The organism is Actinomadura barringtoniae (genome assembly GCF_017573505.1).
In the GTDB taxonomy this organism is placed as follows: domain Bacteria; phylum Actinomycetota; class Actinomycetes; order Streptosporangiales; family Streptosporangiaceae; genus Spirillospora; species Spirillospora barringtoniae.
This window is the reverse complement of the sequence record NZ_JAGEOJ010000025.1, coordinates 155,969-170,734: the sequence shown is the minus strand read 5'-3', so window position 1 is coordinate 170,734 and position 14,766 is coordinate 155,969. Positions and strand designations below refer to the sequence as shown.

Genomic DNA, 14,766 nt, shown 5'->3' with positions numbered 1-14,766 from the left:
TGACGCTCGGTGACGTGCGGTGCCGCTGGGTGATCTACGGCAGGCCATCCGGAAGATTCACCCAGAAGGCGTCGCTATCATCCTTGGCGACGCAAACGACCACGGGGAGACGGAGACGGGCGTGAGTCCAACCAGCACTCCAGGCGACGAGCCGGACGACGACCGGACCGAGGACGACCGGACCCGGGCCGACTCGTTCGGGCAGCCGTCGGCGCCTCCGCCCCCTCCGCCGCAGTGGCTGGAGGACGGCCAGCTGCCGCCCGGCGGCCACCTGCTCCCCGAGGCCCCGGGCGCCTCCGAGGCTCCGCCCGCCCCCGAGCCGCCGAAGCCCGGCAAGCCCTCCAAGCCCTCGTCCTCGCGGGACAAGACGGTCACCGACATCGACATCAACGACTCGATGCGGACCCAGATGATCCCGCCGGACGCGTCGGCCGACGCCCAGACGACGATGTTCACCGAGTCGCCGGTGCCGCAGGAGCCCGCTAAGGGCCCGGCCCCCGACACGACCGTGACCGACGTCTCGGCGTACATGAAGTCGGCCGGGACCTCCGGCGGAGGCTCGGCGCCCGCCCAAGCCGAGGACGAGGACGACCTGTCGCCCCCGACCCGCCGCCAGGACGTTCCGCCCGAGCCCCAGCGCCCGGCCCCGCCCGCGGCCGAGCCGCCCACGCCACCCGCTCCGCCCGCTCCTGCGTACGAGGCTCCCGTCGGTCCCCCGCCGTCCGACCCGTTCCCGTACGGCCAGGAGATCCCGCCCGCGCAGCCCCCGGCCCCCGAGCCCTTCCCGTACGCCCAGGACTTCCCCGGCCAGCAGGAGCCGCTGTCGGCCCCGCCGCCGTTCCCGTACGCGCAGGAGCTGCCCGGCCAGCCCCCGGCCCAGAACCAGCCCCCCGGCGCCGAGCCCTTCCCGTACGCGCAAGAGATCCCTGGCCAGCACCAGGCCCAGCCTCCCGCCGCAGAGCCTTTCCCTTACGCGCAGGAAATCCCGGGCAGCAACCAGCAGCCTCCCGCCGCTGAGCCGTTCCCCTACGCGCAGGAAATCCCGGGCAGCAACCAGCAGCCTCCCGCCGCTGAGCCGTTCCCCTACGCGCAGGAAATCCCCGGCCAGCCCCAGAACCAGCCCCCTGCCGCCGACCCCTTCCCGTACGCGCAGCAGGTTCCCGCACGCGACCAGACCGTCGCGGACATGCCGATGCAGCGGCCCGGCACTCCCCCGCCCGTCATCGACGAGCCCTGGCGTACGACCGGCAAGGGCAAGAAGAACAAGACCAAGCGCAGCGGCCCCAAGGTCGGCAAGAAGGCCGTTCTCGGCACGGTCGGCGGCCTGGCCGCGGCTGCCCTGGTCGCCGGCGGCGGCTACTTCCTGCTCAGTGGCGGCGACGACGACTCCGACGGTGGCGGCGGCGCGACGCTGGCCGGCAAGACGTTCGCCGCCGATCCCGCCGCGAAGGGCGACGGCCGCGACCAGCAGCTCACCAGCGCGGCCTCGGTCGGCTCGACCGTGGTCGCCGTGGGCGGCGAGTCGGGCCTGGAGTCCGCCCGCGGGATCTTCCTGACCTCGACCGACGGCGGCCGCACCTACAAGCCCGCGGCGGTGAAATCGCAGGACGGCTCCGAGGCCGACACCGCCGAGGTGCCGCAGTACGTCGCGGGCGGCCAGCACGGCTGGGTCGCGATCGGCTCCCGGGCCGGCGGCGGCGCGGTGTGGACCAGCCAGGACGGCCGGGAGTGGGTGCGCCAGCCCGACTCGGCCGCCACCGCCTTCGGCCCCGGCAACCGCGTCACCAAGCTGATCACGACCGGCAGCGGCTTCCTGGCCATCGGCGAGAACTCCAAGAAGGGCGACTTCAGCGACTCCCAGCCCGCCGCCTGGCTGTCCTCGGACGGGCAGCGGTGGGACGCCCTGATCGGCTCCGAGCTCTCGCTCCCGGCGCTGAAGGGCAAGGTCTCCCTGGTCGACGCCGCCGCGGCGGGCAACCTGATCCTGGTCGAGAGCTCCAACACCCCCGACCCGAAGAAGAAGCCCGACCAGACCTTCCGGCGCGTCTGGCGTTCCGACGACGGCGGCCGCTCGTGGGCGCCCGCCAAGGTTCCGGCCCCCAAGGGCACGCGCGGCCTGGCGATCGGCGGTGGGAAGGCGGGCCTGCTGGTCATCCGCGAGGTGAAGGACAAGAGCAAGACCTACGGGCAGGCCTACACCTCCACCGACGGCAAGTCCTGGGCCCAGGGCGGCAAGCTGGACGCCTCCGGCTACCGCCAGGCCCTGCAGATCATGGCCGACGACAACGGCTACGCCGCCGTGGTGGTGCGCGGGCGCGACGTGCTCGTGTCCCGCACCCAGGACGGCCGCACCTGGACCGACGCGGGCAGCCTCGGCCTCCAGCCCGGCCGCAACATCCTGAGCGGCACACTCGCCGGCGACCTGTCGATCCTGGTCGGCCAGGACGGCGGCGCCGACTCCGACCCGATGCTGTCGGCCTGGGACTCGCACGGCACCGCCGTACCGCTGGACGCGGCCAAGATCCCCGGCGTGGTCCGGCCCGACCACGCGGTCACCTCCGTCGCCGCGCAGAACGGCCGTGCGGTGGCCGCCGGGAGCTCGAACGGCGACGCGGCCCTGTGGACGTCGCAGGACGGCAGCAAGTGGACGCGCGGCACCGGTTCCGGGACGGCGCTCAGCCGGCCCGGCACGCAGCGGCTGCTCAGCGTCACCGGTGGCAAGAGCGGCTGGACGGCGGTCGGCTACGACAACGCCACCCCGCGCCGCCCGGTCGTCCTGACCTCGGCGGACGGCGCCAGCTGGCAGGCGGCCGACGCGGGCGCGGAGTTCAAGCCCGCCAAGGACGCGCCGCTCACCACGTTCGCCACGGCCTCGGGCCCGGCGGGCTACGTGATCGTGGGCGACGACGGGCTGTCGGCCACCACGTGGTTCTCGGCCGACCTCAAGTCCTGGGAACGCGGCAAGGGCGTCGGTTCCAACGCGCTGGCGGCGCTGCCCAACTCCAACCGCTGGATGCGTTCGGTCGCGGGCGGCTCGTTCGGCTACGCGGCCGTCGGCGGGATCCGCGACCCCAAGGCGAGCGGCGCGGGCGGTCGGCCCGCGGTGTGGACCTCCAGCGACGGCAAGTCGTGGACGCTCCAGCAGCCGACGCTGCCGCAGAAGTTCACCGAGGGCTCCCTGGACCACATCGCCGCCAAGGGCAACGTGCTGGTGGCGACCGGCTCGGGGACCGGCGGCTCCGGCTCGGCCCCGTTCGCCTACGCCTCCTCCGACGGCGGCAAGACCTGGCGCGAGGTCACGCTGCCCGCTCCGAGCGGCGCGGCCGGCCTCGCCGTGACGTCGCTGACCGGCACGACCAAGGGGTTCGCGGCGACCGGCACGACCGGCAAGCCGGGCTCGGAGAACGTGATCTCCTGGACGTCCGCCGACGGCACGTCCTGGGCGGTCGACGCGCCCGACGGCGACGGCCTCAGCGGCCCCGGCGACCAGCGCGTGAACGGTCAGGCGGCGCTCGGGGACAACCTGGTCGGCGTCGGCGAGACGACCGACCAGCAGGACGAGCAGCCCACCCTATGGACCCGCCCCGTTCCCTAGAACGGGCGAGCACCTACGGCGAAGGCCCCGGTCGCACCCAAGGCGGTGCGGTCGGGGCCTTTGTTAGTTACGAGCCTCGCGTCAGCGGTCGCGGGCGTGCCTGGGGGTGTAGACCGGCGGCTCGACGGTCTGGGCGCCCTCGTCGACCTCGGGGATCGAGCGGGCACGGTTGCGGCGGGCGCCGTAGGGGGCCACGAGCCAGCGGTAGAACGGCTTGCGGATCGTGGTCGGGACCAGCCGGTAGCCGCCCCGGACGATGACGTTGCGCCAGTACTGGGGGCCGGAGATGAAGCCCTCACGGCGCATCTCGCGCTGCAGCCGCAGCTCCGAGCGGAGCAGGTCGCGGCCGCCGCGGCGCTCGTACGCGCCGGCGCCGACCCGGTAGTAGACCAGCGGCTCGGCGACGTTCACCACTCGCGCACCGTTCGCGATCATGCGCACGAACAGCCAGTAGTCCTCCATCAGCGGCAGGTCGCCGTAGCCGCCGACGGCGATCACCGCGCTGCGGCGGTAGACCACGGTCGGGTGGTTGAACGGGTCGTGCAGCCGCGAGTAGCGGGCGATGTCGAACGGGTCGGCGGGCGGGATGCGCTGGCCGACCACGTCGCCGATGTCGGCGCCGAACTCCAGCAGGCCCGCGCCGACCAGGTCCGCGCCCGCCTGGACCAGCGGCACCTGCAGCCGGAAGCGGTGCGGCATCGCCACGTCGTCGGCGTCCATGCGCGCCACGATGTCGTGGCGGCTGGCCTGGAGACCGGCGTCGAGGGCGGGGCCGAGGCCGCGGTTGTGCTCGAGCTGCAGGAACGTGACCTCGACCGGGCTGGCGACGACCAGCTCCTTGAGGCACATCGCGAGTTCGGGCGAGACCGGGCCGTCCTGGACCAGGACCACCTGGTCGGGGCGCAGCTCCTGTTGGTCCACCGCACTGCGAAACGCTGCCCGGACATACTCCTCACGATCACCGCCGTAGACGGTCATCAGGAGAGCGAAGGGTTCGGGGGGCATGCGGTCCGTTCCTGGCGTAGCCGTTCCGGTCCCTTGAGGCCGTGCGGAAGCCGGTCTCAGCAGGTGGAACGGGCGGGGGACTTAGGGGGGTTCAGAGCGATCAGTTCAGTCCTGTCCCTGTTATGACGCTTTGATGTGGATGTTGGTTTGCGCGCCGCCAAGATACCTGTGGGGCGGATCTGACTTTGTCAGATTGTCCACGTACGCCGGGTATCTTCATCTGTTTTTCACCTGGCGCGCACGGTTCAGAACACGGTCAGGTCGCGGAGGGCGCGCAAACATCCCGGTCGGCGCGCACCTCACCGGCGATCTTGGGCACTGGCCGGGCCTGGCCAGGGACGGTCGCGCCGTCCTTGCCGATCATCAGGTAGACGTAACCGGGCTTGGCACCGGCCCACTGCTTCACCGGGTGACCCGGGACCGCGGCCGCGACCGCGGCGGCCTGGCCCGCGGCGCCCGCGCCGTACAGGATCTGGGTCACGAAGCCGGAGGAGGCCTTCTTGGTCCCCACCTTGGCGATCTTGAAGCCCTTCTCCTCCAGCTGGTCGGAGGTGCGCTGACCCAGGCCGTCGGTGCGGGTGGCGTTGTAGATCATCAGCTTGACCCTGGCCGGCGGGACGGGCTTGGCCGGGACCTGCTGCCCCTTGCCCTGGGCGGGCACGGGGGCCGGCGCCGGGTTCGGGAGGGTGTTGTCCTCGCGGACCGCGTCGAAGAGCGGCTTGGCGAGCGCCGGGTTGAACTGCACGCGGTTCTTGTCGGCCGGGTAGGCCTGCACCGGGACGGTGACGAAGCGCACCTTGCCCGCGCTCATGCCGCGCATGCTGCTCGCCAGCTTCTGCATCACCGACATGCTCATCCGGTCGTCGGCCTTGAGCGACTTGGTCGCGGCCGACAGGAAGCTGTAGACCTTGCCCGGGTCGGTGAGCATCCCCTTGGCGGTGGCCTTCTTGACGACCGAGGCCATGAACGCCTGCTGGCGCTGGATGCGCGACAGGTCCGACCCGTCCCCCAGCCCGCCGGTGCGGGTCCGCACGTAACCGAGGGCCGCGGCGCCGCGGACGACCTGGCGGCCCTTCCTCAGGTGCAACTCGGCCTTGGGGTCGTTGACCGCGTGCGGCACGCAGATCTCGACGCCGTCCAGGGCGTCCACGACCCGCTTGAAGCCGGAGAAGTCGACCTCCAGGAAGTGGTCGATGCGGATGTTGGTGAGCGCCTCGAGCGTCTTCCAGGTGCAGGGGGCGCCGCCGGTGGCGTACGCGGCGTTGATCATCGACAGGCCGCCGGGGTCGGTCGAGCCGTCGCGCCGCTTGCATGAGGGGCGCTGGACCATGGAGTCGCGGGGGAAGCTGATCCCGACCGCCTGCCCGCCGCCCGGCGAGATGTGCAGCAGGATCGTGGTGTCGGACCGTTCCCCTTGCTCGGTGCCGTACTGCGCGTTCTCACCCTGGCGGCTGTCGGAGCCCATCATCAGGATGTTCATCGCGTTGTTCAGCTTCGGCGGCCGGTGGTCGCCGAGCTTGTCGTCGACGTGCTCGCGGTGGATCTGCCCGTCGAGGCTCCGATAGACCATGTAGAAGCTGATGCTGGCGACGACCAGCACGGCCGACACCCCGATCGCGACCCAGCCCAGCACTCGCCAGCCCCGCCCCTGCCTTGGAGGCGGGGCGGAGCGGTGGTCGGGGAACGCCCGATCGCCGGGCTGCGCCAATCGCTGCATCCGTAACATTTCAACACACTTGGGACACTGAACACTGCCGTCACGGCAAAGTTCGTCTCGTTCAGCGTTCCCGGTGGGCCTCGGGAGACCTCCGCGACGTGACTAGACTCGGGTGAGGATGAGCACCGTAGACGTACTGACCGACCAGGCCATGGTCGTGCTCCAGGACCGGCCCGTCGTGGCGCTGAGCCCGTGGCTTTCCGAGGCCATCGGCGAGTGCGCCGACTCGGGACGGACGCTCCAGCTGGTCACGCCCCTGGACTCGCGACTCTCGCTCCCGCTGCGCACGGCCGCGGCCGGCGCGGGCGTCCAGTGGGTCGTACGCGAGGCCGACAGCTACTACGAGGGGCTCACCGGACGGCCGCTGCACTGGTACCGGAACACCTTCGAGCCCGTCCCCGAGGCCCGCGACTACGCCTCCGGCTTCACCAGCAGGCCGAGCGCGCCGATCGGCGCCCAGCTCACCCTCGTCTACCGGATCAGGCACAGTTCGGAGGGCGACGTCAGCGGCCCGATCGACCGCCTGATGCAGCTGCTCACCGGCAAGACCCCCGGCGGCTGGGGCCCGGCCGAGCCGCTGGAGTACTCCTGGCAGGGCGACCGCCTCACCGAGTACACGCGCGGCCGCGCCAGCTCCCGCGTGATCGTGATCGGGACCGGCCAGCGCGTCGCGCAGGCGCTCTGCGAGTTCTCCGCGAGCGGCTCCGGCGGCCTCGCCGAAGTGAGCACTGTCACAGTCGGGTACGGCCCGGACGACCCGCCGCCCCTCCAGCACCTCCCCTCGCTCGTCGGCGCCCTCGCCGCCGAGCAGACGGTCGCGTCGCTGTTCGTTCAGCTGACGCCCGGCCGCGCCGACCTCACCACCGAGCCGCGCTGGACCGGCGCCCCCGCCCCGGTGGCGCTGGCGGTCGCCGGATCGGTCGCCGGCCCGGCGGGGATGCCCGGCCAGCAGGTCGGGCCCGCCCGGTCGCCGCTCACCCTCTTCCCCCTCGGCGACGGCCGTTCCGCCGACGGCTGGCAGCGCCACCGCCACCTGATGCAGCACCTCCAGTCGCCGCAGCCCTGACCTGATCAGTCGCCGCAGCCCTGAGCCTCTCGCTCCTGGTCCCGCCTGCGCGGTGTCACCGATGTCCCCGGCGGCGCCGTGACATTTGTACTGCCGATCCATGGATCGACGGCACTGCCGCGTGACCTGGGCCTTTCGCCAAGCTTGAAGCACGGCGAACGCCCCCCAGGCGACGCGATGACCGAGGAGCCCACGATGGCGACGATCGAGACCACCAGGACCCAGACCACCCCGAGCGAGGCCCCCGCCAAGGCGGGCCGCCTGGCCTCGTTCATGCCGCTGATCCTGGACGTCGCGGTCCCGCTGGGGATCTACTTCACGGCCCGCGAGGCGTTCGGGCTCGGCCTGGTGCCGTCGCTGATCCTCAGCAGCGTGATCCCCGGCATCCGCACGGTGGCCTCGGCCGTCTGGAAGCGCGAGTTCAACGGCCTGGCGGGCCTCATCCTCGCGGTGAACGTCGTCGGGATCCTGCTCAGCTTCGTCTCCGGCGACCCGCGGATCATCATCGCCAAGGACTCGGGCATCAGCAGCGTCGTCGGGATCGTCGTCCTGATCTCCGCGTTCCGCGGCAAGGCGCTGATGACCGCCGGCCTGAAGCCGTGGGTCACCAAGGGCGACGCCGCCCGTACCGCCGCCTGGGACCGGCTGTTGAGCTCCTCCGCCACGTTCCGCGGCCTTGAGCGCCGCTTCAGCGTCATCTGGGGCGCCGCGCTGCTGACCGAGTGCGTGGCCCGCGTCATCGGCGCCTTCACCCTCCCGGTCGACACGATGGCCTGGCTGTCCACGGTGATGCTGCTCGCCGCCATCGCGGTCGCCACCTTCGTCGGCGGCGGCAGCACGGCCGACCCCATGGAGAAGATGGTCGCCGCCGAGGCCAAGGCAGCCTGACCGCACGCACATCGCACGCACATCCAGAACCCGCGACAACGACCAGACGGAGACATCGACATGCGCGGCCGAGGCATCAACTACGACACCGGCTTCTTCCCCGGCGGACGCAGCTCCCGCACCGCCTTCGACACGGAGGTCGTACGGCGCGAGATGCGAGTCATCGCCGACGAGCTGCACTGCAACGCCGTGCGGATCAGCGGCGGCGACCCCGAGCGGCTCAGCATCGCCGCCGAAGCGGCCGCCGCCGCAGGACTAGAGGTCTGGTTCGCGCCGTTCCCCTGCGAACTGACGCTGGACGAGATGCTCGAACTGTTCGCCGACTGCGCCCGGCGGGCCGAGGCGGTCAGAGACGGCGGCGCGGAGGTCGTCTTCGTCACCGGCTGCGAGGTCAGCCTGTTCTCGCGCGGGCTGATCCCCGGCGACACGGTGTACGACCGGATGGCCGCGCTCGTCTCGGGCGACCCCGCGGTCTACGCCGCGATGGCCGACGTGCCCGCCCGCATGAGCGCGTTCCTCACCGACGCGGTGGCGACCGTGCGCGCGAACTTCGGCGGCCGCGTCAGCTACGCCTCCGGGCCGTGGGAGGACGTCGACTGGAGCCCGTTCGACATCGTCGGCGTCGACGCCTACCGCGCCGAGGAGAACGCCGGCACCTACCGCGAGGAGATCCGGAGCCGCTTCGCGCACGGCAAGCCGGTCGCGGCGACCGAGTTCGGCTGCTGCACCTACAAGGGCGCGGCGGACCGGGGCGCGCTCGGGTGGGCGATCGTCGACCGCAAGGCCGAGCCCGCGCGCCTCGACGGCGAGTACGTGCGCGACGAGCAGGAGCAGGTCCGCTACCTGCGCGAGGTCCTGGCGGTCCTCGAGGAGGAGGGCGTCGACAGCGCGTTCTGGTTCACCTTCGCCGGCTACGAACTGCCGCACGACTCCGGCGACCCGCTGCACGACCTCGACATGGCCTCGTACGGCGTCGTGAAGATCCTGCCCGCGGGCACCGGCGGCGGCGATGGCGGCGGCGGTAGCAGCGGCGATGGCCTGGGCTGGGAGCGCAAGGCCGTCTTCGGCGCGATGGCCGCCGCGTACGGGCAGGCCTCCATCCCATAGGGTCTTCCCCTATGGATCAAAACGGTCAACTCGGGGCTCTCGAGAAGGCCGTCGAGGGAACGCTGGCCGAGGACGACTTCGAGTTCGACGAGGACGCGGGGGTCCTGCGCGTCGAGGGCGGGCTCATCCTCTCGACCGGCTGGACTCTCTCCTCCGCCTTCGCCGGCATCGCGAGCCTGCTGACCGGCGCGGTCCTGTCGTTCACCGGGCCGGACGGGTGGGCGAGCTTCCCGTTGGCGGCGGGCGTGGTGCTGCTGGCCCTTCCGGCGCTGTACGTGCTGGCGCTGCGGTTCACCCCGCTGCCGCGGCTCTGGCCCGACCTCGAGGTGCGGTTCGCCGAGCAGGAGATCGCCTACCGCGACGAGCGGATCCCGCTCTCCGACGTCCGCGCCGAGCATCTCGTTCGCAAGCGCGGCCGGTTCTTCGACACCCTGCATCTGCGGCACCCGCAGGCGCGCAAGCAGCTGGCCGGGTTCTTCGCGACCGAGGAACGCGCCGCGGACGAGTTCCAGCGGCTGCTCTGGGAGCTGCTCTCCAAGCCCGACCTGAACGCCGTGTTCACCTACGGCAGCGACCTCACGCCGGTGCAGCGGTGGATCATCGGCGCCGCCGCCCCGTACGGCGCGATCAACGGGTTCCGCGTCGACCGGCTCGGCACCGCGCCCGCCGAGGACGAGGCGGCCAGCGACCGGCGCACCGCGCAGGACCTGCTGCAGGAGCCGTGGGGCGCCTACGACCTGGACCAGCTGCTCGCCGCCGTCAACTGGCTCGTCCAGGACGGCCACCGCGCCGACTTCGGGCAGGACGCCGCGCTCGCCGCCCGCCCGGAGGAGGAGAAGGCCGAGTACGCCCGGCTGCTGCGCGAGGTCGACGAGCTCATCGCGCGCGACCGGATGGAGCCGCCGTTCGTCGAGCGCCTCATCGAGCTGGTGAAGGTCCGTTACGGGGTCGTCGGCGAGGAGTACGCGCGGCTCGTTCCCGGCCTGCTGCGCGACGAGCCGGGCGCGGACGCGAGCGAGGAGGGCGCCGAGCTCGGCCAGTTCCTCACCCAGCTGTTCAACGACCGCGACCACGCCACCGAGGAGCTGCACCGGCTGGACATGCTGTCCGACCCGGCGCTCCAGGCCAATGTCGGCCGCTTCCTGATCTGGGACTACGCCCGCGCCCTCATGCTCTACCGCTGGGGCCACATGGTCGGCTGGCTGACCGAGGAGTACTGCTGGGACCGGATGCTGCCCCTCGCCATCGACATCCAGCGGCGCTACTCATCCTGGCGTGACATGGCGACCTGCTACCTGCAGGGACGGATGCTGTGGTCGGGCGGGACCGAGGGCCAGGAGGAGTACGAGAAGCTCGTCACGTGGCTGGCCGAGGACCCGCACAGCCCGTGGACGCTCGTGCCGTGGAATCTGGAACTCAAACGCGACTGGACCTGACTGGCCGATCCCGGATGTGACCTGCTCGCCGGGGTCGATATTCTTGCCCGACCTTTACGATGAAACTCGGCGATGTCGTGACGACGGGCGTGGAGCTTGCAATGAACCCACCTGAGTGGCCTGGCCAGAATCCCCCGCCCGGCCAGCCGGGGTACCCACCGCCGCCGCCCGGCCAGCCGGGATACTCGCCGCAGGGCCCGTACGGCCAGCCCTACGGCGGCCCGCCGCCGCCGGGATTCCCGCCGCCCGGGCCGCCGCGCCCGCCGAGCGGCAGCGGCCCGCTGATCCCGCTGATGATCATCGGTGGCGTGATCCTGGTGGTCATCGTCGCGGTCGGCGCGTTCTTCGTGCTGAGGGACGACGGGAAGAAGGACAACCCGCCGGTCGTCCTGCCGAGCACCAGCGGCGGCTACCCCTCCCCCACCGAGAGCCCGTCCAGCTCCACCTCCCAGTCGGCCACCACCTCCGACATGAGCACGATCCTGAAGCCGACGGTCAGCACCGCCGCCGGGACGACCTACACCCGCGCCGGGATCATCCGTACCGGCAGCTGCGCCAGCCGCGCCGGCTCCGACCTGGCCAAGGCCCTGGTCGGGCACTCCTGCGTCCAGGACATGCAGTCCGCGCTGTACTCAAACCCGGACCGCTCGGTCGTCACCGTGGTGTCGATCCTGAAGTTCGCCGACGCGACCAACGCCCAGGCCGTGAACGACAAGACCAGCGACGGCGCCGACCCGACGCTGCTCCTGCCGCCCTCCGGCAGCGGCCTGCCGGCCCTCAGCCGCAACCCGAGCTCGTGGACGCGGAGCTGGACCAAGGGCTCCTACGTGATCTACTCGCAGGGCTACTACGCCAGCGGCAAGGACGCGGGCGAGCGCAACGGCACGGTCTACACCACCTCCGGCGAGCTCGGCATCGAGATCGCCAACGTCATCATGTGGGCCAACTGACCCCGGCCCCGCCGCCCTGGTCGTGGGTGGACCCAACGACTTGCTAGGGTCGTCGCCATGACGACCGCCGAGGACCGGGCTCCAGCACGCCTGCGGGCGCTGCCGAGCTGGCTGATCAGCCAGACCGCCGTGCACTCCCACCGGCTGCTGACGCAGGGTCTGGCCTCGGTGGACGCGCGCGGCTACGACTACCGGCTGCTGGCCGCGCTCACCGAGTTCGGGCCCGCGAGCCAGGCCGCGCTCGGCCGCCGCACCCACATGGACCGCAGCGACGTGGTGGCCTCGCTGAACGACCTCGCCGACCGCGACCTGATCGAACGTTCCCCCGACCCGGACGACCGCCGCCGCAACATCATCACGATCACCGTCGCGGGCACCGAGCGCCTGCGGCTCCTGGACGAGGTCCTGGGCCGCGTCCAGGACGAGCTCCTCGCCCCGCTCTCGCCCGCCGAACGCGAGCAGCTGATCGCCCTCATGGCCCGAGTCCTCGCCCACCACACCACAGGCTGACCGCCCTCAGGCCGACCGCCTTGAGCCGACCGCCTCAGCCGACCGTGTTCAGGCCGACCGCGTTCAGGCCGACCGCGTTCAGGCCGACCGCGTTCAGGCTGGTCGGCGCGGCAGGTGTGGGTCCTGAGGTCAGCCCTTGATGACGCCGCCGGAGTAGGCGGCGCCGTCGGCGTCCGCACCGCCCGGGGACTCCTGGGTACCGCCGCCGGTCGCCTTCCAGCTCTTCGCCGGGGCCTCGGGCGCTCCGTCCGGGTAGACCGTGCCGCCCAGGTAGTGGGAGAACGCCTCGGCGACCTTGCGGGCCAGCTCCTCGGCCTCCGGGATGTCGGCGACGGCGCGTACGTCCACCCACCAGACCGTGTCGGTGACGCGGCCCGCGAACTCGGCGCCGAGCAGCCGTTCGACCTCACCGGGGGCCAGGACCAGCACCGGGTCCTCGATGGTCACCAGCAGCCGGCGGCTCGAGTCGTACAGCAGCGTCGGGCGCGGCTCGCCGCCGCGCATCTCGACCTGCTCACCGAGGGCGATCAGGCCGTCCACGATGGCGTGCACGTCGGGCCTGCGGCGCGCGAGAACGACCAGGTCGCTGCTCACCGTGCCACCCCCGCGACGCCCAGTGACCGGCCGAACGCCTCGTAGGCGATCCGGTCGACGGCCAGCCGGGTGGCCTCGCCGATCTTGGTGACGTCCAGCGCCGCGCCGGCCGCCACGTGCCGGTCGAACGGCACCTGGACGACGGGCAGGCCCCACGCGCCCAGCATCTGCGCCGCGCGGTCGACGTCGGCGCCCACCTGAGGAGCATGCATCACCATCGCGATCACCGTACGGGACAGCAGCGATCGCCGGTTGCTGTTCACGAACCACTCCAGCGCGCCGCGGGCGCTGAGGGCGCCGTCGGCGGTGCCGGGGGTCACCAGGACCAGGCTGTGGCTGTTGGCGAGGATGCCCTGGTGGAGGTCGGTGAGGATGCCCGCGCCGCAGTCCACGACCGCGGCGGCCATGTAGCGGCTGACCGCGCTGAGCGCGGCCTCGAAGACGTCGAGGGTGACCTCGCCGGCGATCCGGCCGCCGCGGCTGGACGAGAGGACCCACAGGCCCTCGTTGGTCTGCATCAGGTAGCGCGCGGCCTCTTCGAACGTGCGCGGCTGCCGGCCCGCGAGGTCGAACAGCGACAGCTCGGAACGGGTGCCGAGGCGCAGCGGGAGCGAGCCGAGCTCGGCGTCGGCGTCCATGGCGAGCACGCGGTCGCTGCGGTGCCGGGCCAGTTCGGTGGACAGCAGGGCGGCCATGGTGGTCTTCCCGGCGCCGCCGCGCACGCTCGCGACCGCGATCTGCCGGTAGCTGGCCACCCGGCGCTGCAGCAGCTCGACGATCTCCGCCTGCGTCTTCAGCCGGTTCGAGCCCGAGGCTCCGACGGCCTTGCGGGCGCCGCGCCCGATCCGCCGCATCAGGGGGTCGCCGTGCTGGTCCTTGCGGACGAACTCGTTGGCCATCGGCACCCCGCCAGGCTGCTGGTCCTGCTGCGGGTGGTGCGGCTGGGGCGCGACCGGCTGCGGGCCGGAGCCCTGCTGGCTCGGGGAGGGCATGGGCGCGGACGGCGCCCCGCCGGAGCCCTGTCCGCCGATGACGCCGCCGTACCGGCCGTCGTCGTACTCGTCCTCGTCGTCCTCCGCGCCGGGGGCCTGCGCCATGCCCGGCGCCTGTGCGCCGCCGGCGCCCATCAGCGGGGAGATCGCCGCGTCCCAGCTGAACTCCTCGTTCACCAGGGGCGCGGCGGCCTGCTGCTCCTCCGGGGTGAGGAGCGGGGCGGACTGCTGCTGATCATCGCCGAACGGGTCGTAGGAGCCCGAGCCGCCCTGGTCCGGCGCGCCCGCCTGAGGCTGGGGCTGAGGCTGCTGGGGTTGCGGCTGCTGGTCGCCCTGGTCGCCGCCGAACGGGTCGTACGAGCCGGCGCCTGGAGGCTGCTGGCCGGAGGCCGGGTCGTAGGTGCCCGCGGCCGGGTTGTACGAACCGGCCGCGGCGGGCTGGAAGGAGCCGCCCGCGGGGTCGTACGCGCCCCCGGCCGGGTCGTAGGAACCACCCGCGGGATCGAAGGAGCCTGCTGCGGGGTCGTAGGAGCCGGCCGCCGGGTCGAAGGAACCCGCTGCGGGGTCGAAGGAACCGGACGCGGGCGGCTGGCCGGGATCGGAGAAGGGGTCGTAGGAGCCGGCGGCCTCGGTCTCGGCCACGGGCTCCGGAATGGCCTGCATGTGCGGCAGCGCGGCCTCGGCCGGAGGCGGGGACTCCGCCCCCCATTCGGAGCTCGAGGGGCTGTCCGGGGCCTCGAGGGTCGCGAGCCCACGCTGGGACACGCCAAGATCACGCAGCACGGAGTGCTGCCAGCTCGAGTCGGACACCAGCCTCCCTTTCCGTCACCGCAAGCCTACGAGACGCTGAGCTTTCTCTAGAGCGACCCTCTCACTCGCAACGCGAGATTGCAGCGGGAGCATCCC

At 72.4% G+C, this 14,766-nt stretch carries 11 protein-coding genes; 7 read left to right on the top strand and 4 right to left on the bottom strand.

The annotated features are described in order from the left end of the window. Nucleotides 1-121 precede the first annotated feature (121 nt). The gene (locus tag J4573_RS45135) at nucleotides 122-3,595 is read left to right on the top strand and encodes a sialidase family protein (protein ID WP_208262529.1); all 3,474 of its coding nucleotides are present in this window, start codon (nucleotides 122-124) and stop codon (nucleotides 3,593-3,595) included. An 81-nt stretch (nucleotides 3,596-3,676) separates the two neighbouring features. Here the strand turns inward: J4573_RS45135 and J4573_RS45130 are convergent, their stop codons facing one another. Further along, nucleotides 3,677-4,600: a glycosyltransferase gene (locus J4573_RS45130; protein WP_208262528.1), complete on the bottom strand. Its 924-nt coding sequence runs from the start codon at nucleotides 4,598-4,600 to the stop codon at nucleotides 3,677-3,679. A 256-nt stretch (nucleotides 4,601-4,856) separates the two neighbouring features. Continuing rightward, nucleotides 4,857-6,317 carry an LCP family protein gene (locus J4573_RS45125; protein ID WP_208262527.1) on the bottom strand — a complete coding sequence of 487 codons (1,461 nt, stop codon included), beginning with the start codon at nucleotides 6,315-6,317 and terminating at the stop codon, nucleotides 4,857-4,859. A gap of 118 nt (nucleotides 6,318-6,435) precedes the next feature. On the opposite strand from J4573_RS45125, the gene J4573_RS45120 reads away from it, so the two are divergent. The 6 genes from J4573_RS45120 to J4573_RS45095 all read left to right on the top strand — a co-directional run bounded on the left by J4573_RS45120 (nucleotide 6,436) and on the right by J4573_RS45095 (nucleotide 12,274). Next, nucleotides 6,436-7,383, top strand: coding sequence for a DUF6177 family protein (locus tag J4573_RS45120; protein WP_243774618.1), 948 nt, complete (start codon nucleotides 6,436-6,438; stop codon nucleotides 7,381-7,383). 195 nt (nucleotides 7,384-7,578) lie between these two features. Further along, nucleotides 7,579-8,271 (top strand): VC0807 family protein, encoded by a 693-nt coding sequence (locus tag J4573_RS45115; RefSeq protein ID WP_208262526.1) that lies wholly within the window; start codon nucleotides 7,579-7,581, stop codon nucleotides 8,269-8,271. A 60-nt stretch (nucleotides 8,272-8,331) separates the two neighbouring features. Beyond that, on the top strand, nucleotides 8,332-9,378 hold the full coding sequence (locus J4573_RS45110; protein WP_208262525.1) for a glycoside hydrolase family 113 protein: 1,047 nt from the start codon (nucleotides 8,332-8,334) through the stop codon (nucleotides 9,376-9,378). Nucleotides 9,379-9,389: 11 nt separating this feature from the next. Then, entirely contained in the window at nucleotides 9,390-10,814 is a 1,425-nt protein-coding gene (locus J4573_RS45105; protein ID WP_208262524.1) for a DUF1266 domain-containing protein, read from the top strand. A 101-nt stretch (nucleotides 10,815-10,915) separates the two neighbouring features. Further along, entirely contained in the window at nucleotides 10,916-11,764 is an 849-nt protein-coding gene (locus tag J4573_RS45100) for a hypothetical protein (RefSeq protein ID WP_208262523.1), read from the top strand. Between the two features lie 57 nt (nucleotides 11,765-11,821). Continuing rightward, the gene (locus J4573_RS45095; RefSeq protein WP_208262522.1) at nucleotides 11,822-12,274 is read left to right on the top strand and encodes a MarR family winged helix-turn-helix transcriptional regulator; all 453 of its coding nucleotides are present in this window, start codon (nucleotides 11,822-11,824) and stop codon (nucleotides 12,272-12,274) included. Nucleotides 12,275-12,403: 129 nt separating this feature from the next. Here the strand turns inward: J4573_RS45095 and J4573_RS45090 are convergent, their stop codons facing one another. Continuing rightward, the gene (locus J4573_RS45090; protein WP_208262521.1) at nucleotides 12,404-12,868 is read right to left on the bottom strand and encodes a hypothetical protein; all 465 of its coding nucleotides are present in this window, start codon (nucleotides 12,866-12,868) and stop codon (nucleotides 12,404-12,406) included. Continuing rightward, the gene (locus J4573_RS45085; protein ID WP_208262520.1) at nucleotides 12,865-14,670 is read right to left on the bottom strand and encodes a nucleotide-binding protein; all 1,806 of its coding nucleotides are present in this window, start codon (nucleotides 14,668-14,670) and stop codon (nucleotides 12,865-12,867) included. The genes J4573_RS45090 and J4573_RS45085 overlap by 4 nt, the downstream gene beginning before the upstream one ends. Nucleotides 14,671-14,766: the final 96 nt, after the last annotated feature.